Origin of the sequence: Polyangium sorediatum (assembly GCF_029946465.1) — a bacterium.
Classification (GTDB): Bacteria; Myxococcota_A; Polyangia; order Polyangiales; family Polyangiaceae; genus Polyangium; species Polyangium fumosum.
Genome location: NZ_JARZHI010000064.1, coordinates 31962 through 53119 on the forward strand (window position 1 = coordinate 31962; position 21158 = coordinate 53119).

The window sequence follows — 21158 nt, forward strand, 5'->3', positions numbered from 1 at the left end:
AGGCCGACGAGGTCGAGGGGCGTCTACATGCCGTCGCAGATCGGCGCGGGCGTGGTGCAGGTGCTCGTCGCCATGTCGCAGTCGTTGCCCTCGCACTCGTCGGGGCCCGTGCAGGACGCGCCGTCGGCCTTCTTGGCCGTGCAAACGTTCGTCATGCTGTCACAATACGAGTCCTTGCACCCGCCGAAGCCGCTGCACGCCTCGCCGATGGCCTTCGGCTCCTCGCACATGCTCGACGCGAAATTGCAGTAACCGGTAAGGCAGTCCTCGTCGAACTCGCACGCCGCCCCGGCCGCGCCACGCGGCTGGCATTTGCCGAGCTCCGTATCGGTATCGCCGATGCACACGGAGTCGTCGCTCGCGCACTCGTCATCGCCACTGCAATCGCCGCCGTCGGCCACCTTGCCGAGAAAGACGCTCTGGCATTCAGCGTCTGCCTCGAAAGGATCGCCGTTGATCGCAGAGCAGGATTTATCGAGCTTGGCGAGACAGCTCGCCGCGAGATATTGGTCGTATTCCAGGCGGCCCGCCCCGACGGCCTTCTTCAGGCGCGGGAGCACGAGCATGTCATAGAAGCCCTTGAAGAACTGCGCGCACTCGGCCTCGTTCTGAGGCTTGGGCGTGATCCCCTCGAGCGCCTTGTCCTGTTCGGCCGTGGTGCAACAGGAGTAGACCTGCCCGCAGTACAGGTCAGCAGTCGCGGTGCCGAGGTCGTCGATGGGGATGAGGACGTCGCCGCCGCCGCCGCCGCCGCCGTTGCCGCCGTTGCCGCCGGTCGTATTGTTCGAGTCGTCGCTGCAACCGATGAGGGAGCCAGCGCCCGCGAGGGCCAGCACAATCAAGGAAGTCACGAAATGTTTCATGGGTCGTCTCCTGCCCGGGTCGCGGCAAAGGCCGGCCGCACGGGCAACGAGGGGCTAGCACGCAGGAGGCGTGATGGAAAGCCGAAGCAAGAACGGAGGCGTGCTAGGCTGCACGGGTGAACTTCCTGCTGCACAGGCACCTCGCAGAGGCGCACACCGGCTCACGCGCCGTCGGCGCGGGCGCAATGCTGCCGGACCTCTGGCGAATGGCAGACAGGCGTGTGCGGCCACGCCACGCCGTCGAGGCCGAGGAGCCGCTCGGTGGGCGGCTCGCGGAGGTGCTCGTGGGGATCCGGCACCACGTGGCGGCCGACCATTGGTTTCACGAGAACCGGGTCTTCGTCGAAGGAGAGAAGCTCGTCGCGACGCGCATGCGGGAGGCGGCCCTCGGCGCGAAACGAATGGGGCTGCTCGCGCACGTCATCTGGGAGATGTGCCTGGACGGCGCGCTCCTCCGGCGCGCGGGATTCGAGGCGACACGCGCGGCCCTGGCAGAAGGGTTTTCAGCGGTCGAGGGCGATCTCGGTCCCGCGGCGACGATGCACCATTTCAGCGCGCTCGAGCGAACCGCGGAGGAACGCGCCACGTTCGATGCGCGCATGAAGCGGCTCTGCGCGGAGGTCGAGCGGGGGCCGTGGATCGAGGGATATCAATACGGCGAGGGGATCGCGCTCCGCGTCTCCGGGGTGCGGGCGCGGCTCGGGCTCCCGCCGCTCGACGCAGCCGATCACGCGCGGCTCGGGCAGGCGCTCGACGGCGTGGCGCGCGAGGCCGACGCGATTCTGGAGGAGATCCTTCGCGCGCCCTCGCTCCTCGACCCCTGACGTCATAGACGATCAGCGGCGCTTGCGCTTCGCGCCCGACTTCCGGAAGGGGAAACGGAAGCGCGGCTTTCGATCGATGGCCTCCCCCTCGCGCAGCCACGCGAACGGGTCGGCGAAGCCGACCATCCAGGGCAGACGCTTGTAGGCGAGGAAGACGAGCTCGCCGCAATGAATCCCGGCGTCGAGGCGATCCTGCCAGGCGCCGAGGAGACGCGGGTCGAGGTCGGGGTTCGTGGAGAAAAACGTCCCCTCTTCGATACGCGCGGGAAAACGGAAGCAGACGCCGCCGGAGACGCAGACGGGGTGGAAGAGGGCCGCGGCGACCCGCGAGATGGCCGCGGCGCGCTCGTCCTTGGGGAGCGCGAGGACGTCGAGGCTCGACCGCGCGAGGAGGACGAGCGCGAACGAGCGGCCCTCGACGATCGAGAGGCGGAGGCCGTCGACCTCGTATTCGTGGCGCAGGAAATCGGGCGCGGCCTTCGTGGCGTGGTGGACCTTGCGCCGGACGGGGCAGGCGGCGTCGTAGGGGCTTTTTCCTTGGGCAAACAGGGTGCGGGCCCAATGCCTCGATTCGGCGAGCGCCTGGCCGGGCAGGTCGTCGCGGCCGTCGAGATCGTCGAAGCCCTCGGATTGCGCGGTTTTGATGTCGTCGAGCCATTTCATGCAAATCGCCTCGCGAAACGACGGAGAAAGGAGCGAATGGGGTGGCGCCCGGACACGGCCTCGGGCGGCGCCTCGCCGCCCCGGTAACGCCGCACGATCTTCTCGACCCGAAAGCCCTCGTCCGGGAGGAACTCGACCCATACGAGGCCCCAGAAGACCTTGAGGATGTCGTGCTTGGAGGAGAGGACGCCGACGCCGCCGCAATAATAGCGGGTCATGCCACCGTGCGAGAATTCGAGGCAAGCCTCGTACCGGTTGAGGCCGGGGCTCACGCTGCCGTCGGGCAGGCGGGTATGCGAGGGTGGGTAGCTCTTGCCTTCCACGACGGGGCCGTCCACGAGCGCGGCGGAGAGGCGCTTGCCGTCGACGACCCTCGTCTTCGACAAACCCGCGCGGGGGTTTCGTTCCCAGTCGTCGACGAGGGGCTTTTCGCCGCCGCCCTGGTCCGGATCGGCCCACACGACGAGCATGCGCGCCTCGCCCGGCGCGCCGATCTGCGCGAGCATGCCGCGGACGAGACGCACGATGGCCTGGCATTCACCGGAGGCGGCGACGTACTCGACCATCGGCCAGGCGCCGCCGACGTCGTTGAAATAACGCGGGTGGTCGTAGACCGCGGGCACGTCGGGGTTCGGGAGGAGCGCGTAATACGGGAATCGGCGCAGGAAGCTCTCGACGATCGCATGCGGATCCAGGCTGTTCGCCCGCTTCGCCCATTCCACGGCCTTCGCCACCCTCCGCGGCGTCGCCCCATCCTCCTTGTAGGGCGCCAAGGGCTCGGATCGCGGCGGCCCCAGCGTGATCAGCAGGGGCAGGGAGGTGACGGCAGGCACGACGGACGTGGATTCGGACGCGGACCAGCGCACGTCGAACGAGAGATCGTCGAGCTTGCGCGGCAGCGGAAGGTCGGAGACGAGGGTGACCGAGGACGTGCCGGGAGAGACCGGAATGGTTTGTCGAAACAGGATCCCTCCCGGCCCCTCGCCCTTCAGGGGGACGGGGACGGGCGTCGCCGCGGTGGTCTCGAGGGTGAGCGCGAGGTGGACCTTTTCGCCGAGCGTATGGCTCACCGGGACGCGGGATGCGGCCGTCCATTCGGGCTCGGGGCAGGCGCGATCGGACCAGCGCCAGCCGCTCGGCTCGTCGCAGCCGCGGAGCGTGCCGTGATCGGAATCGACGCGGATCGATTCAATGCGAATGGTGCTTTCCGGCCTCGGCGCGGATGTATCCTCTCCGCGCGGCGGCGCGCCGCTCGGCTCCCCCACGATGGCCTCCCGGGGCGCGAGGCCGAGCCGGAGGAGCCATGATCCTCCGGGCCGCTACGCCGCCCCCACGGGAAACCTCCGGTCGAGCCCCCCCGATCGTCAACTGCCGGGAGGTCGAGCCGAGCCGCGAACGAATGCGGAGATATCGAAATCAGCGGAGGGCCGCGTGCCGCTTCCGCTCTGCTTCGAGGTAGGCGCGGCCTTCCTCCGCGGTATCGAAGAACGCGAGCGGCACGCCGTGCCGCAGGATGGCGTTCGTCGCGCGGTTCAGCATCGTCCCGAGGATCCGGATGGAGAAGGAGGCCCCGATGACGGCGATGCCGCGGACCGCCTTGGCGCCCTTGGCCTCGCGGACGGCCCATACGCGCGCTTCGCGGGTGACCGCGAGCGAGTGCGCGCTGTCGAAGAGGCAATAGACGTGGGGCTCGTCCTGGCTCATCTCGTCGATGCGGTCGTAGAACGCCTTCATGTCGTCGAGGGTGACCTCGCCGGTCCAGCGCACGATGAGGATCGCCCCTTCCCGTTTGGACGCATGCGCCCCCATCCTCACGAAGGCGGCATCGATGTTCGCCACGTTGGAACGAGGTTACACGCTGGCGCGTGGTCATGGAAGGAGGGGCGAACCCATGACCAACAATGTCCTACCGCCTGCAATTCGCGCGTGACGAGTTCGTCCAATGGGTGCAAGATGGACGTGTTCGATGGGTTCGGCGCGGCGCGGAGATGTCGCCGGCGCGCCCGATCTCGCGATCACGTCTTTCGGATCGAGGGCGGACGGACGCCCTCGTGAAACCTCGAGATCCCGGCACAGGAGGGCCGGTCGGGGATCCTTTTTCGGATCGACCCGAGAACCACATCATCATGCCGCGACGAACCGTTCCCGAGCCGTTTGCACTGAAGGTTGGCACCCGTATCCGCGAGCTGCGCAAGGAGCGCGGTCTTTCGCTCGGAAAGCTCGCCGACGCCTGTTATCTGTCGAAGGGCCACCTCTCGAGCGTCGAGCACGGGCTCGCTGCGATCACGATCCAGACGATCGAGCGGCTCGCCTTCGGCTTCGGCGTGCCCCCGCTCTACCTGCTCACGTTCGCCGCGGACGACGAGCGCGCGAAGACGGCGGAGCTGCTCCGCGAGATGTCGAACGCCGAGGTGCGCAAGATCCGCCGCCGGATCCAGGAAGAGACCGGCGTCCGCGTCAAGCGGAGCTAGGACGAGATTCGTCCGACCGCGCCCCGCGCGCCGCGTCATGGCGCGCCGGGCGCGGTCGGACGAAGTACGTCCGATCGAGGACCATTTTTCGGTTCTCCGTGCGTCCGAGGACGTGCATAGTAGCTGGCCCGTGTGATCCGGCCGATTCTCGCGGGCGGACCATTTCGACGAACGTTGCGACTTGCCGGCGTGTTTCGCCGGTCGGGCTGCTCTTTGTGGCCCGAGAAAGACGAGGACCATGCCCCGACGATCCGTTCCCGATCCGTTTGCGATGCAGGTGGGCGCCCGTATCCGTGAGCTGCGCCTCGAGCGAAACCTGTCCCTCGCCGCCCTCGCCGACGCGAGCGCGCTGTCGAAAGGCCACCTCTCGAGCGTCGAGCATGGGCTCGCCGCCATCACGATCCAGACGATCGAGCGCCTGGCGATCGGCTTCGACGTGCCGCCGCTCTACATCCTGACGTTCCCGGCCGAGGACGAGCGCGCCCACGTGGCCGAGCTTTTGCGGCAGCTCTCGAACGCCGACGTCAAAAAGATCCGCCGGCAGCTCCAGGTGGATCTCGGCATCAAGAAGGCGCGTTAGCGCGCTTTTCGCAAGTGACGATCCCGTGTACGCTCGGTGGCGTGCACGGGACACGCTTTTCACTTCACGCTTTGCTTTGGACCGCTTCCTTCGGGCTCCTCGCCTGCGGCTCCGGGGATCCGGCGAATCCGGACCCGGGGCCCGAGAAGCCCCCGCCGCCCTCCCAATGCAACGGCCGCGCAGAGCTCTGCGACCGGCCCTTCGACACGATCGCGTTCCCCGCGACGCACAATGCCATGTCCTCGTTCGAGCTCGGCTGGGCCGCGCCGAACCAGAACTTCGGCATGAAACGACAGCTCGAAGACGGCGTCCGCGCGATGCTGATCGATACCCATCGCTGGAACGACGATCTGTATCTCTGCCATTCGATCTGCGAGCTCGGTCATACGCTGCTCGTGGACGCGCTCGTCGAGATGCGCGTGTTCCTCGACGCACACCCGCACGAGGTGGTGACGCTCATCATCCAGGATGGAATCACGCCCGAGGAGACGGAGGGCGTGTTCGAAAAGAGCGGGCTCGCAGGTCGCACGTATGCGCACGAGGCCGGCACGCCGTGGCCGACGTTGCGGGAGCTCTTGCTCGACGGCAAGCAGCTCGTCGTGGGCGCCGAGGGCGAGCGTCCGCCGCCCGCGTGGTATCACCACTTCTGGGACATCGCCTGGGATACGCCGTATTCGTTCGAGAGCGTGGATGATTTCAACTGCGCGCCGAACCGGGGGACCCAAGGGAACGATCTGTTTCTCCTGAACCACTGGATCGGCCCGATCCCGACGCCCGAGCGGGGCAAGGCGGCGAACGCGTACGAGGTGCTGTCGGCGCGGGCGCAACAATGCCAGACGGAGGGCGGGCAGATCCCGAACTTCGTCGCGGTCGATTTTTACGATCTCGGCGCGCTCTTCCAGGTGGTGGACGAGCTGAACGGGTTTTAACTCCGGTACGCCGAGGCGTGCCGCTCGCAGAGCCAGAGGGAATGGCCCTCGGGGGTGAGCACCTTTTGCAAACCGCCCCAGGCGTGCTGCGGATCGAGCGTGTCGAGCACGATGCGGAGGATGCGGAGGGAAACGCCTTCGAATTGCTCCAGGTTGTCGGCGCCGGTTCGCTCTTCGAAGGGGAGATGCACGGGCACCGCGGATGTCAAGTCCGGCAGCTTGTGGACGAGCTCCGCGAGGAGCTGGATGTCGTTCTGGAAAAGCGCTTCCGCCGGGGAGGCGTATTTCAGCACGGAGACGAGGCGCTTGACATAAGGCACGAGGGCGACGAGCCAAGAGGGTTCCGCCGTGGTGCGATAACGGCCCGCGTCCGCAGCGAGGTGGAAGGCGCCCGGCGCCTGGCAGACGAGGTGAAGCTCGACCGGTTGGTCGAAGATCACCTCGGGCCAGCGAGGCGCGCCGTACGGCCGGAGCACGAACACCGCGGGGCCATGGGTCTCGGCGAGGCGCTGCGCGGCCTGCAAGGAGCGGAGGAACTCGCGCTGCACGAGCTCCGTGAGGGCGAGGACGTGCACGCGGTGGTCCTCGTGGTTTCGCTCGTCCCGCGCGCGGAGCACGTCGAGCTCGTGGAAAACGTCGTCACGCGTCGAGGGGCTCAGGCCAAAGAGCATGCGGCGGACGTCGACGTCGGCGGCCGCCTCGGGGCATTCGATGGTGATGAGGGGCGGGTCGCGTTCGAGGCGCTTCTGGAGCTGTTCGTACTTGAATTCGTGGCTGCAAGGCGCGCCGTCATGCCCAGGGCAAGGGACGAGTCGCGTGATGCGCATGCCGGGGAAACGCGCGAGGGTGAGCTCGAGGCCGTCCTTCAGCAGCGTAAAGAAATTCTGCGGCGCGGGGCCGCGGACCTCCAACGTGACGACGCCGCCGTGCGGAAAGGCTTGCACGAGGCCGAGGTGGCGCTGGTCGGGGCCGTCGGCGAAGAGGGCGCCCTGGCGGTAATGCGTGTCGGTGGTGAATCGGTGGGTGCGGGCGATGAACCAGGTGGGAATGCCGGCGGGCATGGTGCCGTCGAGGACGAAGCGCATCGCGATGCGAGGCGCGCCGAGGCGCTCGCCGAAGCGCGGGGCGAGGCTTTGCGGTTCGTCGTGGGAGAGGCGCTCGACGACAATGCTGACGTCGCGGTTGTCGAGGGTGCGGTAGGAGAGGTCGAATTGCTCCATCAAGCGGAGGAGGTGATCGCGGAGGTAAGGCTCGATGTCGGACCAGACCTCGCGCATCTGCTCGCGCGTGAAGATGCCGCGGCGCTCGATGACGCCCTCGCAGGCGAGGACTCGGCTGATGGAGGCCGTGACCCAGTGCGGGTCGAGCAGGACGATGTCGTCGAGCTCGGGGTTGTCCTGGAAATAGAGGATGTCGCCGAGCTCGTGGAGCCAGCGGGCGAGGATTGCGGCGTTGTCGCCCTCGACGCCCTCTTGCGCCATGGTTTGCCAGAGTTTTTTTGGGGTGATGTGGTTTCCTCCGAGGGCGCGGACGGCGTTCGCCGCGTCGAGCCAGGCGCGGGGCCAGCGTTCACCCATGAGCGGGAGCTTGGCGGCGACTTCGCGGATCTTTTGGCGCAATTCGTCGATCCCGGCGCGGGTCTTGTTGCTGACCGTGATTTGCTCGACGATCTGCGGGTATTTCTGACGAAGCTCTTTGAGCGGGAGATCGGCCGAGCGCTCGTCGACCTGCGTGGCGACGAGGAGGACCGGGGATTCGGGGGCGCGGGCGCGGATGGTGTCGAGCCAGTAGTAGAGCCGGCCCTGCTCGTAGCCGAGGCGGGCATTCCAGACGAGGACGAAGAGGGAGCGGTTCGTCAGGAAGAACTGGTGCGTCGCGTGGTAGATCTGCTGGCCGCCGAAGTCCCAGGCGTTGAGCTGCATGGTGATGCCGGACTCGCTCGCGTGCGGCATCAGGAGGGGGCGGACGTCGATGCCGTGGGTGGTGGATTCTTCGGGGTTGAAGGATTCGTCGCAGAGGGCGCGGAGGAGGGAGGTCTTTCCGACGCCGCCTTCGCCGACGACGAGGAGTTTTGACACCCATTGGCGCGCGCCGGCGCGGTATTGCTCGCGGAGATAGGTGAGCAGGGCGTCGTTGCCCTGGGTGACGAGCTCGGGTGGGAGGTGCGGGAGCGGTGCGCCGTCGACGAGCAATTTTTCGAGCTTGGGGAGCGTGGCCAGCTCGACAGGCAGATTCTCTAGCGGGACGCCCTGGAGCGACAACGTCTTGAGGCAGGACAGCCGCGTAATCCGTTCATCGAGCTGCCGGATGGGGTTGTCGTCGAGGCGCAAGCCAACCAGGTTCGTGAGCTCGAAAAGCCATGGCGGAATTTCTTCGATCCCACAACTGGCGACGTCCAGGGATTCGAGGCGCTTCAGGGCGGCGAGATTGGGGAGGGCTTCGCGTCGCGCGAGCCACGAGCAAATGAGTGTACGCAACCTCGTGAGTTTGAGGACGCAGGCCATGTCCCCCGTACCATTGTGGCTGATCGCGAGCGTCTCGAGCTCGGTGAGCTCCCCGAGCTCCATCGGTAGAACTCCGATCCGGTTCCTAGAAAGGATCAACGTGCGGAGGCTGCGAAGCGCGCCAATCGTGCGGGGAATCTGTTCGATCCTGTTCCCCTGGAGCGCCAGCCCCCGCAGCGCCGAGAGCCCGAGGATCTGCGTCGGGACCTCGCTGAGGCGGTTGTGGGAAAGGTCGAGCATCTTCAGACGGAAGAGCCGCACGAGGTCCCGCGGCACCGCGGTGAGCTTCATACCCGAAAGATCGAGCGACTCGCTCCCCTGCTCCTCCGCAATCCGAATCCGCCGCCGCGCCTCCTCGAACCCCTCACTCGCCATGTCCCCCTCCCCCGAACGTCCCTACCCTCTCGGCTCCCCTACCCCTGCTCGGACGCCGGCGCATCCTGCTTGTGGAGCACCAGCGCGACGCCGAGCAGCAGCGCGGCCCCGGCCGCCGCGCCGAGGAACGGAGAGATGGGCGCCACGCGGTTGTACATGAAGCCCCACGTGGCAGGCCAAATCGTCCGCGCCCAGCTCCCGGTCGATTGCGCATAACCGAGCACCGTGCCCCGCTGGTCCTCGCGCGCATACTTCGACGCCAGCGACGAAATGGATGGGTTGTTGATCGCCACCCCCACCCCGATGAGGACGTTCGCGAGGACCATCATCCACGGCTGCGTCGAGAACGCCGCACAGAGCATCCCCACGAGCATGAGCGCGGCCGCGGTCTCGACGAGCCCGAGCTCGCTGAAGCGGGCCGAGAGGCGCTTGATCAAAAACCCCTGAATCACGACCCCGGACACGCCGAAGATCGCGAACATGTAGCCGACCTGCTCCGCCGTCCATCCGAAACGATCATGCGAGAGGAGCGGGAACGCGACGTTCAGGACCGTCATCGCCATGAACGTCAAGAAATACATCTGGAGCACCGTCGCGACCCGTTTGTCGGCGACGATCTCCGCGAACGACGGCTCCCTCCGGCGCTCGTCCCGCGTGGGGCCACGATACGCGTCGTGCCCCGCGCGCTCGGGCTCGCGCACGGGCCGCGTCTCCGGCATGAGCGCCGCGGCGAGGACGAGGTCGGCGAGGGCCATCACGGCCGCCGCAATCGGCGGCGCCCAGAGCGCAATCTTGGCCGTCACGCCGCCGATGACCGGCCCCATGATCATCCCGAGCCCGATCCCCGCCCCGAGCCGCCCCATGGCCGGCGCCCGCTCGTGTTTCTCCGTCACGTCCGCGATGGCCGCCTGACACGCAGCCAGGTTGCCCGCCGTCGCGCCCGCGAGCAGGCGCGATACAAACAGGCACCAGAGCACCTGAAAGTTCACCGCCGCCGCGAAGAGCACCATGCTCGCCGCATTGCCGGCCAGGCTCAGCACGATGACCGACCGACGCCCCATCCGGTCGGACAAACGCCCGAGCACGGGCGTCGCCAGCGCCTGCGCAAACGAATAACTGCTGATCAACAATCCGGTGATGATGCCCGCCCATTCCTCGGACACCATCGGCTTCACATAAAACGGCAGCAGCGGAATCGTGATCCCGAACCCGACGAGGTCGAGGAACACGGTCAGGACGACGACGAACAGAACGCGGTCGCGCACCTTCTCGCGCGAGGCCGCTTCAGCGGTGGACATGGCTGTCTCGAGCATCGGGAGGGACGTGGGGGGGCGTCCGATCCATGCCAGAAAGCCGCGCTCGTGTCACGCGAAAATGTCTAATGCCAGCGGACGAGGCACGACCACGACGTCCCCCGGGGCGCCGCGCTGCGCCATGAAATCGACACCCGGGAAGACGTCCCGGAGGCGAGCCACGATCAATCGCAGTGGCCCGCACCGTCCGCGTTGAGCAGGCCGGATCGCAGGAACACCTCGACGCGGCCTCGCTCGCCCATCCCGAGCAGACGCGCCCCGCGCGGCGAGACGATCACGGGAATTCGCCGCTCGAACGGCCCCTGCTCCCATTCCTTTTGCCAGCTCTCCAGGGTCTTTTTATCGGCCTCCCCCACGATGAGCTCGGGCAAACCTGCGACCCGGCGCAGCTCGTCGAGCACGCACGAATCGGAGATGTCCCGCGCATGAACCCACAAGGCGCGGTAGAGGAGCGTCTTCAGGCCTTCCGCGCGGCCCGGATCGTGCCGGCGCGCGGCCGCGACGAGGAGCGTTGCCCGCTCGGTGTTGGGCCGCGCCGGCGGGATGCTGATGCTGACGGCGGGCTCGCGTTGCCGCACCGAGAGGACCTCGCGCTGGAGCTCCTCGCGCTCGGGGGTCGTGTTCTTCGCGGGGATGGGCAGGTGCGGCATGTGGCGGACGCCGCGCCATTCGACCTTGCGCTCCGCGCCGAGCTCGAGGAGCCGCTCGTTCTGCGCGTGGCAAAAGGGGCAATTGAGGTCGCCGTAAAAGAGATAAGGCCCGCCCGACGCGGAGCCCTGGGCCGGCTCACTCATGAATGATCACCGTGGTCCCCTCGCCGAAATCCTCCCCCGCGTTCACCGCATGCCAGCTCTCCGGGACGGGCGGGTCGGTCCAGAGGAACACGCGATGCGCGTCCACGGGGGAGAGGTTGACGCAGCCGTGGCTGCGCGGCGTACCGAAGACGTCGTGCCAGTACGCGGTGTGCAATGCGTATCCGCTCTCGAAATACTGGATGTACGGGACGTCGCGGAGCTGGAACGTGCCCTCGCCGCGGCGCCGCGTGACGCCATATTCGCCGTCGCCCCTCGTCGGGATCTTCTCCGCGCCCGCCGCCGCGGGGGTCGGCTTGGCCTTCGCCGCGCCAGGCTTCGGGGCGGCCGGCTTGGCGGCGGGTTTGCCGCCCTTCGGCGCCTTGGGATCGGGCTTGCCGCCCGGCTTTGCGTTCTTGTCACCGGCCTTCGGCGCCGCGGGCTTGCCGCCGCCGCCGTCGGGCGAATGCGAGGCGGCGACGGTCGTGATTTTCGCGCCGCCCACGCTCGATCCCTCGTTCGAGTCCATCGTGGCCGTGATGTGCTTGTTGCGAATCTTGAAGACGCCACGCACGGTGGCCGTGGTCTTCTTGGGATCGTCGAGGCCGGCCTTGCCCGTGGAGACGAGCGTCGCGTAAATGGGGCGCTTGCCCTCCCACATCACGAAGGTCTGGTTCGTGATAGAGATCTCGATCCATTTCTTGCCCTTCTCGGCGTCCTCCGGGAACGAGGCGGGCGGGACGGCGAGGCCGACGTCGAGCTGGCTGAGCCAGCGTTTGTCCTTCGTGCGGTAATACTTCACGCCCTCGACGGTCTTCATCGTGCCGGCGAGCGCGTGGATGCTGCGCCATTCGACGTCGCCTTCAGGCGTGGCCTTGCCCTTGGAGATGCGGTACGTCTTGGCGCCCTGCGTGCGGACGAACGCGAGCGGGAGGGAGAATTCGTCCGTGAGCTCGATCCCGTGCCACGGCGAGCCGAGGTCGGGCTTGATCTTGGTATTCGGCGCGAGGCGTAGATCCGTGGTGATCGCGAAGCGGCGATTGAGGTTGTCCTCGCCCGTGGGGAACGAGCCGATGAGCGAGAGGCCCGTGTGGCGGCGCGCGCGGTCGGCGAAGACCGCGAAATCCGGCACCTTGAAATCGCTGATGTTCGGGACGAGGCGTTTGCCGCCTTCGAGCCAGAAAGGAATGGGATCCGCGTCGGTCTCCCCGCCGAGGAGCTGGCCGAGCGCGAGCTCCTGCGAGTTCTTCCCGAGGCCCATCTCACCGAGATGCTTGCCAGGGACGGGCACACCGCGGTCGTCGATCGGCACGTCGGGCGCGCCGAGGACGACCTGGTTCACCGTGGCCTCGTTCTGCTTGTACCAGTCGAGGTGCTCCTGGAGCTTGAACTCGGAGTCGTACTGCTGCTTGGCCGTGGGGACCTTGACGTAGAGCGGAAGGACGGCCCGCACGAATGCATAACGATACGGCAGCGCCGCCTTGAGGTCCGGGCGCTTGGCCGCCGCCTTCAGGATGGGGCTCTCGAGGTCCGTCGTGGCGTCGTCCCCGGCGCACACGAAGCCCTTGGGGTAAATCTCGTACCAGCCGCCCGGACAACCGGCCTTTCCGACGGGCTCGTCCGAGCGGGCGACCTTGGCGCCGACGCGCAGGTAGCCGAGCTTCTTCGAGGTGTCGCGTGGCTCGGCGTAGACGGTCGTGACGAACGCCGTGATGCCGAGGAGCGGTTTGTCCGGCGGCGGCGGGGGATCGGGGTGGGAGTTCTCGCCCTGCACCACGGGAGGCGGGGCGGCCGCGTCGTCGGGGACGCCGCCGTCGGCCTGCGCGGCCGCGCCGGGGCGCTTGCAGCCGAGGGCCGCGAGGGCCACGAGGCCGGCGAGGGTGAAGGCCACGAACCGCGCGCGATCCGAGCCCACGGAGCGCAGGGATGCAGAGGGGCGAGCGCGCGGGAGCATGGGGGATGGATGCCAAAAGATGCGGCCGGATGCAAAGGGAAGGTGCGGGGAGGACGGAGAACGCTCGGCCCGAGGTGGGACGCGACGTACTTCCGTGGGCCGCCGCGCCGTGCGAGGCTGCGCGCATGATCCAGGTGAGCGTGCCGTGCCCATGTGGTGCCGACATCGCGTTTCGGGACGCGGCATGCCCCGCCTGCAAGACGCCCGTGTCGCGGGCGCTGCGCGACGACCTCGAAGCGCGGCTGGAGCACGCGCACACGGAGTACGGCGAGGCGAAGCAGAGCGTGCGCCGGGCGGCGACGGCGATGATCGTCCTCGGAGCGCTCCACGTCGTGGTCGCGCTGATCATCTATTACGTGCTCGTGGCCGACCCCGTGTTGGCGCCGGTCGATTCGCTGGCGGACGCGGCCCCGCTGCTGCCCAACGGGGTCCTCGGCCTGCTGCTCATCACCTGCGCGGCATGGTCCCGGCGATCGCCGAACGCGGCGTTCGTGGTGGCGCTCGCGCTCTGGCTCGTCACGCAGACCCTCGTTTACGTGGCGCTGCCGGCCCAGTTTTTCCTGGCGTTCCTGTCCGCCACGGGGATCACATGGCTCTTCGCGAAGGCGATCGTGGTGGTCATGCTCGTCCGCGGGCTCCTCGCGGCGCGGCGCGTGGACGCGATTCGAGCGGACGTGGCGCGCGGCGCGGCCGCGTGAAGGATGGCTACACGAGCAGCCCCGCGAGCGGCCCATTGCAATAGAGCGGATTGCCGAACGTCGAGACCGGCACGCCCATCGCGTGGGAGATCGCGATCAACAGATCGTTGTGATACGCGCCGGCATACTTGAGGTGTCGCCCGGTCCTGATCGCGCCGCCCGCGCCGCCGACGACGACGAGCGGGACGTCGCGGCGCGCGTGCGTGTTGCCCTGCGCGATGTCGCTGCACCAGAGGATGACGGTGTTGTCGAGGACCGTTCCATCCCCCTCGGGGACGCTGTCGAGCTTCTGGCAGAGGTACGCGAGCTGCTGGGCGTGCCAGTGGCCGATGTCGATCAGCGCCTGCTGCCGTTTCGTGTCGGAGTCGCTCGAGTGCGAGAGCGTGTGGTGGGGTTCGTCCAGACCGAGCCACGTGAAGACCTTGCCCGTCTGCACCGTGGTCCACTGGATGCTCGCGACCCGCGTGAGGTCGCAGATGAGCGACATCGCGAGCAGGTCGAGCTGCGTCTTGGCGATCTCCGGGTAGTTGTCGTTCTCGAGCGGCTCGACGGGCGCGCCGAGGACGGGCGGGTTGCACGAGCCGCCGATCACGCCGGGCGCGTCGAGGCGCTTTTCGATCTCGCGGACCGCTTCGAGGTGCGCGTCCACCTTCATCCGATCACTCGCGCCGAGGCGCGTGGACAGGCGGTTGTAGTCGCCGGTCACGGCGTCGAGCACGGTCTTCCTCTGCGCCCGCAGGCGCGCGAGGGCCTCGGGGTCCGTGCCGAGGTCCGAGAAAATACGCGTGTACGCCTGGTACGGGTCGTCCTCGGGCGGGACGGGTTGTCCGGGGCCGCGGTACGAGATGCGGGCCGAGACGTTGGCGTACTGGACCTGCACGCCGAACTCGAGCGAGGGAAAACGCGTGGTCTGGCCGAGCTGGTCCGCGAGGAACTGGTCGAGCGAGATGCCGCCGGCCCAGCCGACCATCTTGCCGGGGTTACACGCGTACGGGAAAAGCGAGCCCTCTTGAAGCTCGGTGCCCGTGAGCGCGTGGCCGATGCCCTGCTGGTGCGGATCGCCGGGGCCGTGGTAGGCGGACTCGTAGTCGACGCCTTCGAGGACGAGCGTCTTCTTCTTGAAGGGCTCGAGCGGGGCGAGGATGGGGCCGAAGGAGAAGTCGGTCTCGGTGCCCGTGGGGATCCACGCGTTCCGGACCGTGCCGAGGCCCGTAAAAAAAACGACAAAACGCTTCGGGAACGCGGTGGCGCGGGCCGCGTCGGCCATGGCCCCGAGGAACGGCAGGCCGACGGCCACGCCGCCGAGGCCGCGAAGGAGCGTGCGACGGCTCAGGGTCCTCTGTTTCATGGTGCCTGCGTCACGACGGCCCGGCGGTACCGGAACGCGTCGGTTTGGGTGAGGGAGACGAGCAGCTCCTTGACGTTGAAGCCGCTCGCCGCGAAGGTCTGCTGGATCTCGCTCATCGAGCAACGATCGTCCTCGCCTTCGACGCGGCCGTAGGCGAAGCGGAACCACTGCGTGGCGACACACTGGCGCGCCTCCTCGCTCTGCGCGAGGCGCTGCCCGAGCTCGACGACGCCCTCGAAGGGGCCGTCGATGCCGCGGGTGTCGACGAGCTCGCCGGTGTCGTCGACGGGCAAACCCTGGTCGGTGTCGCGGTAGAGGCCGATGCCGTCGTAGTGCTCGAAGCCGAAGCCGACGGGATCCATCTTCACGTGGCAGCCCGCGCAAGCCGGGTTCTCCGAGTGCTCGGCGAAGCGCTCGCGCGTCGTGGCGTCGGGCCGGATGTCGGGCGCGTTGAAGGCGGCGTTGTTCGGCGGCGGGGGGAGGATCTGGCAGAGCAGGCGCTCGCGGACGAACTTGCCGCGATGCACGGGCGAGGTCTGGTTCGGCTTGCCCGTCGCGGCGAGGACACTCGCGTGCGTGAGGATGCCGGAGGTCCTCGTCGGATCCAGCTCGACCCGCTCGAAGCTCTGCGTCGCCGGGCCACCTTCGACGCCGTAGAACGAGGCGAGCTCGGCGTTCAGCATCGAGTAGTTCGCGGTGAAGACGCTCCCGATGTCGCCCTCGCCCTCGAAGATGACGTCTTCGAGGAAGGCGAGCGTCTCGGCCCGCCAGAGCGGGCGGATGCCCTCGTAGAACCTGGGGTACGTGGAGCTGTCTTTTTTGATGTTGTCGAGGTGGGAGAGGCCGAGCCACTGGGCGTTGAAGTTCGCCACGGCCTCGCGCGCCCGCGGATCCGCGAGCATGCGGCGCGCCTCGCTCGCGACCTCCTCCTTCGTGCCGAGGCGCCCTTCGTCCGCGGCGGCGAAGAGGGCCTCGTCCGGCATGGAGCCCCAGAGCATGTACGAGAGGCGCGAGGCGATCTCGTGGGGCGAGAGGGGCACGACGTCGGCCTCGACGGGGTCGGGCATGCCGAACTCGACGCGGTAGAGGAAGTGCGGGGACTGGAGCATCACCTGGAGGACGAGCTCGATCCCCTTGGAAAAACCCTCCTCGCCGCGGCCCCACGAGAAGACGTTCTGGAGGCGCGCGACCTCGTCGTCCGTGAGGGGCCGGCGATACGCGCGGCGGCCGAAGGACTGGATGAACGTGGTGGCGCACGCCTGCTCGCCGGCCGTCGCGGGATCACAGGGGAGCAGGGCGCCGAGATCCTTCGCGGCGCGGGCGGCGATGTGCTCGGCCGCGACCATGTACTGCTCGGCGAGGATCTGCGTGACGCCGAGGGCCGTGGCCTGGTTGTCGAACCCCATCGCCTCTTCTTCGGGCACGAAGTTCGAGGCGGGCTGGGTGTCGTCCCCGAGCAGGTCACGGACGGTGTTGTTGTACTCGAAGCGCGTCATGCGCCGGATGGGCGATTTGCCGGGGATCGTGCCGATGCACTGGAAGGCAGGGGCCTCCCCGATCCCTTCACCCGGCGGGTCGCCGATGTGACCCGAGCATGCCGCGAGGGACGCCGCCGCACCAAGGGCGAGGGCGCCACCAAGAAGCCAGGGCAAGCGCACAGCGTGAATCATGAGGAAGGATCCGCGGGGGCTTGGCCGCGGTCCTCCGAGCGTAAAAGAACGGGGGCCGGCCGTCGACCTTTTCCTGATGCCGTACGCGTGCTTCGGCTCGACGCCGAGGGAGAGATCGCTACCCTGCGGGCCGTGCCCTCCAGGGGAAATCGCCGCGCGGCTGGGATGCTCGTCGCCCTCGCGGCCGCCACCGCTTCCGCGCCTGCGTCCGCTTCCGGTCCCGCTTCCGCGCCCGCCTCCGCTCCCGCGTCCGCCTCGCCGGTCGGGGGCCACTTGCACTTCGGCGTGGAGGTCGCGGCGCGCTGGTTCGTGTACTCGGACCCGCTGAAGGTCGCCACGAACCTCCGGCCCTACGACACCGTCGGCGTGCCGATGCTCTCCCTCGGCGGCGAGCTCCAGCCCTTGCGGTGGACCGGCGTGCCGGTGCTCGCGGACGTCGGGATCACCGGGGCGTACACGTTCGCGCCGTCCCTCACGTCCTCCGTGACCGAGGGGCGCGACATCCAGACGAGCTGGGATCGTGGCGACGTGGGGCTCCGGGTGCCGATCCGGCTCGGGCGCGGGGCGCGCGCGCCGGTGGTCGCGCCGCGCGTGGGGTATGGCTGGCTCGATTTCTCGTTCCAGGAGACAGGGCCGCTCGCGGCGGAGATCCCGACGGTGGGCTACAGGCTCGTCCGCGTGGGCCTCGACGGGCGGATCCGGCTCGCGGGGCCGATCGCGCTGGTGGCGGCGTTCGAATACCTGGAGCCCCTCTCGGGCGGCGCGGTCTACGAGCGGTTTCGCGACGCGACGATTGGCGGAATCGACGTGGACCTCGGCGTCGCCTTCGCGTTCGCGAAGGGGGCCGAGCTCTCGCTCTCGTTCGGGTACACGCGGTTCTTCTCGACGTTCGTGCCCGTCCCGGGCGACGCGTACGTGGCCGGCGGGGCGCTCGATCAATTCGGCGGAGTGAAGCTTGGGATCGACTATGCCCCCTAACCCACGTGCCCTCCGGCGCGCGCTCGCCGCTGCGCTCTTTCCGCTCGCGCTCACGCTGCTCGCCGCGGGTTGCCCCGGGCGGCTCGAAGACCCCGACCGTTTCCTCGACGGCGGCGGCTTCACCTGCCCGGACGTCGTGACGGAGCTCTTTCCAAAGAGCTGCGGCGGGTCGATTTGCCACGAGGGCGCCGAGCCGGCGGCGGGGCTCGATTTGATTGCGCCGGGCGTGGTGTCGCGGCTCGTCGACAAGATGGGGCGTGATTGCCCGGGGATCCTGGTGGACCCGGTGGACCCGGAGTCCAGCCTGCTCTACGAGAAGTTATTGCCGCTGCCGAGCTGCGGGTCGCCGATGCCGATCGGAAAGCCGACGCTGACGCCGGACGAGCTCGCGTGCGTGCGGGATTGGATTTCGGCGCAAACGCCGACGGGCGGCGGGGACGAGCCGTAAGGAATCGACGGGGCGTCACGCGGTCGTGACGGCGGGCGTCACGCGGAAATGACACCCGTCACGGCGCCGTGTCACGGAGAGGGAGCGCGCGCCGCCGCGCCGCGGAAGGGGCGCATGGGCCCCCACACACCGCAGGCATCGCCTTTGCGATGGGGCTTCGTCCCCCCCGACGCGGCGGAGGGTCGCAAGCGACCTCCGCCTTCGCCTTCGCGCGAAAGAAAGAGTGACGATGCCATGAGGAAAAAGACCTTTGCCGTGCCCACATTTGCCCTCCTCACCTGCCTGCTCCCGGGCTGCGTCGATTCGACGACGGAGGTCGAGGACGGCATCGAGAGGACGGGCGTAGCTCCCGCCAGCGCCCCCATGGACACGACGATTGCGACGCTCGAGCTGTCCGGCGGGAAGGTGGTTTTCGTCGACGAGGGCGACGGCGTCGCGTTCTTTGAGGTCGGGAAGGTGGATCTCACGTCGTTGCTCGACGCCCAGCAGGCCTCCGCGCTCGAGGTCTTCCTCGCGCTCGCGCCGGAAGGCACGCCCGTCCCGGCGCGGCTCGTGGAGCACCACGCGGAGGTCGTCGCCCGGACCGGCGCGGTGCCCGCGGCGCCGCGCAAGCTCGCGCCGAGGGTCGTGATGCCCGAGGTCCATTCTCTCACGAACGACCCTCTCACGAGCGCGGGTCCTGACTGCTGGGGCTGGGGAGGATCCGGGACCTACACCGCCGAGACGGGCTTGTCTGGCTTCAGCCTGTCGTCGTTCCAGACCGGCTTCCGAAATACCTATTCGCAGATCACCGGGAATGTCGCGCAGGTTTCGAATGGCGCGACCCTCGTGAGCTCGCCCGCGGCCGGTGGGAGCTCGCCTGCCGTATCGACCTCGATGGGCCACGAGCGCGCGATGGCGTTCTGCGCGTCGCAGGCCCTCCCCAATACGGGGAGCTGCGACGACAACGGCATCCAGGCGTGGATCGAGGTGAAGTACACGAACGATTCCGGCACGCTCGTGTCCGCTGGCAGCGTGACCCTCTCTGCTTTCGGCGAGGGGGCTCGCTTCCGCTCCAACTACACGAACAGCAGCGGCGTCGCGCGCCGGTATACCGCGACGGTCACGTTTTCCGCGACGGACGACGAAACCCTGCAAAGCGTCGACCCGACCTGGTGCCAGGATCAGGTCGCGGTGGTCTGGCGGTCGAAACACACGGGGGGCTCCATCGGCAACCCGTGAAGCGGGCGCGGCGTTCGCCGTGGGTTCCGCGAGCCGGCCGATGCGGAGGGCCCAGATGGGGGCTCCGGAGGGTCGGCGAGGCGCCGACGGGCGGCGGGGACGAGCCGTAAGGCATCGACGGGGCGTCACGCGGCCGTGATAGCGGGCGTCACGCGGAAATGACACCCGTCACGGCGCCGTGTCACGGAGAGGGAGCGCGCGCCGCCGCGCCGCGGAGAAAGGCCGCATGGGCCCCCGCGCGCCGCCTGGCATCGGCATTGCGATGAGGCTTCGTCACCCCCCGACGCGACGGAGGGTCGCAAGGACATCCGCCTTCGCGAAAAAGAGTTGAGGAAGCCATGATGAAAAAGACATTTGCTGTGCCCGCATTCGCCCTCCTCGCCTGCCTGCTCCCGGGCTGCGTCGTCGATTCGACGACGGAGGTCGAGGACGGCATCGAGATGCCGGGCGCGTCGCCCGCAAGCGCCCCCGTGGACACGACGATTGCGACGCTCGAGATGTCCGGCGGGAGAGTGGTGTTCGTCGACGAGGGCGACGGCGTCGGGTTCTGGGAGATCGGGAACGTCGATATCTCGTCCCTGCTCGACGAGCCAAATGCCTCCGCGCTCGAGGTCTTCCTCGCGCTCGCGCCGGAAGGGACGCCCGTCCCGTCGCGGCTCGTGGAGCACCACGCGGAGGTCGTCGCCCGGACCGGCACGGTGCCTGCGGTGCCGCGCAAGCTCGCGCCGATGTTCGTGATGCCCGAGGTCCAGTATTTCACGAACGAATCCTTCGGCAACCATGGCTCGGGGGTCAACTGCTGGGGCTGGGCAGGAGCGGGCACCTACACCGCGTCCACGGGCTACGGCAGCTTCAATCTCTCGACGTTCCAGAGCGGCTTCCTCGCCAACTCGCAGATCACCGGATCCGCAATCATGGTCTCGAACGGCGCCGACACCCTGTACTCGGTCACGAGCAGCATGGGGGAGAACGGCGGCGAGCGCGAGACCGCGTGGGGTCACGAACGCGAAATGGCAATCTGCGCGTCGAAGGCCGTCCGGTGGGGCCAGCCGGGGAGCTGCAACGGCAATGGCGTTCTGGTCAACGTCACCTTGTACCGGACGAACGCATCTGGGACGTTCGTGGCAGAGAGCACGATCGAACTCAACGCATTCGGCGAGGGCGCTCGCTTCCGCTCGAACGCCACGAACACCGGGGGCGGCGCGCGCAAATACAAGATCGCCGCCGTGTTCAATGCCGAAAACGACACCAGCCCCACCGCCGACACAGAGTGCCAGGATCAGGCCGCGGTGGTCTGGCGGTCGAAGCACACGGGGGGCGACATCGGCGGCGGCGGCTGAAGCGAGCGCAGAGGGCGCCCTGACGGGGGCTCCCGAGGCTCGGCGAAGCGTCGAAGAGCGGTCGGCGTGGGCCGGGGGGGCTTCGGCGAGGCGGCAAAGAGGGCTCGGACCGGTCCGGAGGTCTTTGGCGAAGCGTCAACGGCTAGGCCACGCGGCCCGGAGAGTCTTTGGCGAGGCGTCAACGGCGG

At 68.4% G+C, this 21158-nt stretch carries 19 protein-coding genes; 9 read left to right on the plus strand and 10 right to left on the minus strand.

All coding sequences use genetic code 11. From position 1 onward, the window contains the following. Positions 1-23 precede the first annotated feature (23 nt). Positions 24-851, minus strand: a complete 828-nt coding sequence (locus tag QHF89_RS39765) for a hypothetical protein (RefSeq protein ID WP_136971618.1) — start codon at positions 849-851, stop codon at positions 24-26. A gap of 128 nt (positions 852-979) precedes the next feature. Here QHF89_RS39765 and QHF89_RS39770 point away from each other — a divergent pair, with 128 nt between their 5' ends. Next, positions 980-1687, plus strand: a complete 708-nt coding sequence (locus QHF89_RS39770) for a hypothetical protein (RefSeq protein ID WP_136971619.1) — start codon at positions 980-982, stop codon at positions 1685-1687. Between the two features lie 12 nt (positions 1688-1699). Here QHF89_RS39770 and QHF89_RS39775 read toward each other — a convergent pair whose 3' ends face one another. The 3 genes from QHF89_RS39775 to QHF89_RS39785 form a co-directional block, all read right to left on the minus strand. After that, a complete protein-coding gene (locus QHF89_RS39775) occupies positions 1700-2350 on the minus strand; it encodes a solute carrier organic anion transporter (protein ID WP_136971620.1) in 651 nt (216 codons plus the stop codon). After that, positions 2347-3615, minus strand: coding sequence for a hypothetical protein (locus QHF89_RS39780; RefSeq protein WP_284721532.1), 1269 nt, complete (start codon positions 3613-3615; stop codon positions 2347-2349). Before QHF89_RS39780 ends, QHF89_RS39775 begins: the two co-directional genes overlap by 4 nt. A gap of 151 nt (positions 3616-3766) precedes the next feature. Then, complete coding sequence (locus tag QHF89_RS39785) at positions 3767-4189, minus strand: SpoIIAA family protein (protein ID WP_136971621.1); 423 nt, start codon at positions 4187-4189, stop codon at positions 3767-3769. 287 nt (positions 4190-4476) lie between these two features. Here QHF89_RS39785 and QHF89_RS39790 point away from each other — a divergent pair, with 287 nt between their 5' ends. The 3 genes from QHF89_RS39790 to QHF89_RS39800 all read left to right on the plus strand — a co-directional run bounded on the left by QHF89_RS39790 (position 4477) and on the right by QHF89_RS39800 (position 6330). After that, positions 4477-4821 carry a helix-turn-helix domain-containing protein gene (locus QHF89_RS39790; RefSeq protein ID WP_136929186.1) on the plus strand — a complete coding sequence of 115 codons (345 nt, stop codon included), beginning with the start codon at positions 4477-4479 and terminating at the stop codon, positions 4819-4821. Between the two features lie 238 nt (positions 4822-5059). Further along, positions 5060-5401 carry a helix-turn-helix domain-containing protein gene (locus QHF89_RS39795; protein WP_136929187.1) on the plus strand — a complete coding sequence of 114 codons (342 nt, stop codon included), beginning with the start codon at positions 5060-5062 and terminating at the stop codon, positions 5399-5401. 71 nt (positions 5402-5472) lie between these two features. Then, positions 5473-6330 (plus strand): phosphoinositide-specific phospholipase C-related protein, encoded by an 858-nt coding sequence (locus QHF89_RS39800; RefSeq protein ID WP_136971623.1) that lies wholly within the window; start codon positions 5473-5475, stop codon positions 6328-6330. Here the strand turns inward: QHF89_RS39800 and QHF89_RS39805 are convergent. The 4 genes from QHF89_RS39805 to QHF89_RS39820 form a co-directional block, all read right to left on the minus strand. Next, complete coding sequence (locus tag QHF89_RS39805; RefSeq protein ID WP_136971624.1) at positions 6327-9209, minus strand: COR domain-containing protein; 2883 nt, start codon at positions 9207-9209, stop codon at positions 6327-6329. The two genes, QHF89_RS39800 and QHF89_RS39805, sit on opposite strands and share 4 nt — an antisense overlap. A gap of 38 nt (positions 9210-9247) precedes the next feature. Beyond that, a complete protein-coding gene (locus QHF89_RS39810; RefSeq protein ID WP_284721533.1) occupies positions 9248-10507 on the minus strand; it encodes an MFS transporter in 1260 nt (419 codons plus the stop codon). Positions 10508-10686: 179 nt separating this feature from the next. Then, on the minus strand, positions 10687-11316 hold the full coding sequence (locus QHF89_RS39815) for a DsbA family oxidoreductase (RefSeq protein ID WP_136971626.1): 630 nt from the start codon (positions 11314-11316) through the stop codon (positions 10687-10689). After that, positions 11309-13267, minus strand: a complete 1959-nt coding sequence (locus QHF89_RS39820; RefSeq protein WP_136971627.1) for a L,D-transpeptidase — start codon at positions 13265-13267, stop codon at positions 11309-11311. The genes QHF89_RS39815 and QHF89_RS39820 overlap by 8 nt, the downstream gene beginning before the upstream one ends. Before the next feature lie 125 nt (positions 13268-13392). Here QHF89_RS39820 and QHF89_RS39825 point away from each other — a divergent pair, with 125 nt between their 5' ends. After that, positions 13393-13965 carry a hypothetical protein gene (locus tag QHF89_RS39825; protein WP_136971628.1) on the plus strand — a complete coding sequence of 191 codons (573 nt, stop codon included), beginning with the start codon at positions 13393-13395 and terminating at the stop codon, positions 13963-13965. Positions 13966-13972: 7 nt separating this feature from the next. Here the strand turns inward: QHF89_RS39825 and QHF89_RS39830 are convergent, their stop codons facing one another. After that, a complete protein-coding gene (locus QHF89_RS39830; RefSeq protein ID WP_136971629.1) occupies positions 13973-15313 on the minus strand; it encodes a DUF1552 domain-containing protein in 1341 nt (446 codons plus the stop codon). Beyond that, a complete protein-coding gene (locus QHF89_RS39835; protein WP_136971630.1) occupies positions 15310-16983 on the minus strand; it encodes a DUF1592 domain-containing protein in 1674 nt (557 codons plus the stop codon). Before QHF89_RS39835 ends, QHF89_RS39830 begins: the two co-directional genes overlap by 4 nt. Before the next feature lie 132 nt (positions 16984-17115). Here QHF89_RS39835 and QHF89_RS39840 point away from each other — a divergent pair, with 132 nt between their 5' ends. The 4 genes from QHF89_RS39840 (at position 17116) to QHF89_RS39855 (ending at position 20970) form a co-directional block, all read left to right on the plus strand. Then, complete coding sequence (locus QHF89_RS39840) at positions 17116-17961, plus strand: hypothetical protein (protein WP_284721534.1); 846 nt, start codon at positions 17116-17118, stop codon at positions 17959-17961. Continuing rightward, positions 17951-18409, plus strand: a complete 459-nt coding sequence (locus tag QHF89_RS39845) for a hypothetical protein (protein ID WP_136971632.1) — start codon at positions 17951-17953, stop codon at positions 18407-18409. Before QHF89_RS39840 ends, QHF89_RS39845 begins: the two co-directional genes overlap by 11 nt. A 234-nt stretch (positions 18410-18643) precedes the next feature. After that, complete coding sequence (locus QHF89_RS39850; protein ID WP_136971633.1) at positions 18644-19630, plus strand: hypothetical protein; 987 nt, start codon at positions 18644-18646, stop codon at positions 19628-19630. 338 nt (positions 19631-19968) lie between these two features. Continuing rightward, positions 19969-20970: a hypothetical protein gene (locus tag QHF89_RS39855; protein WP_136971634.1), complete on the plus strand. Its 1002-nt coding sequence runs from the start codon at positions 19969-19971 to the stop codon at positions 20968-20970. Positions 20971-21158: the final 188 nt, after the last annotated feature.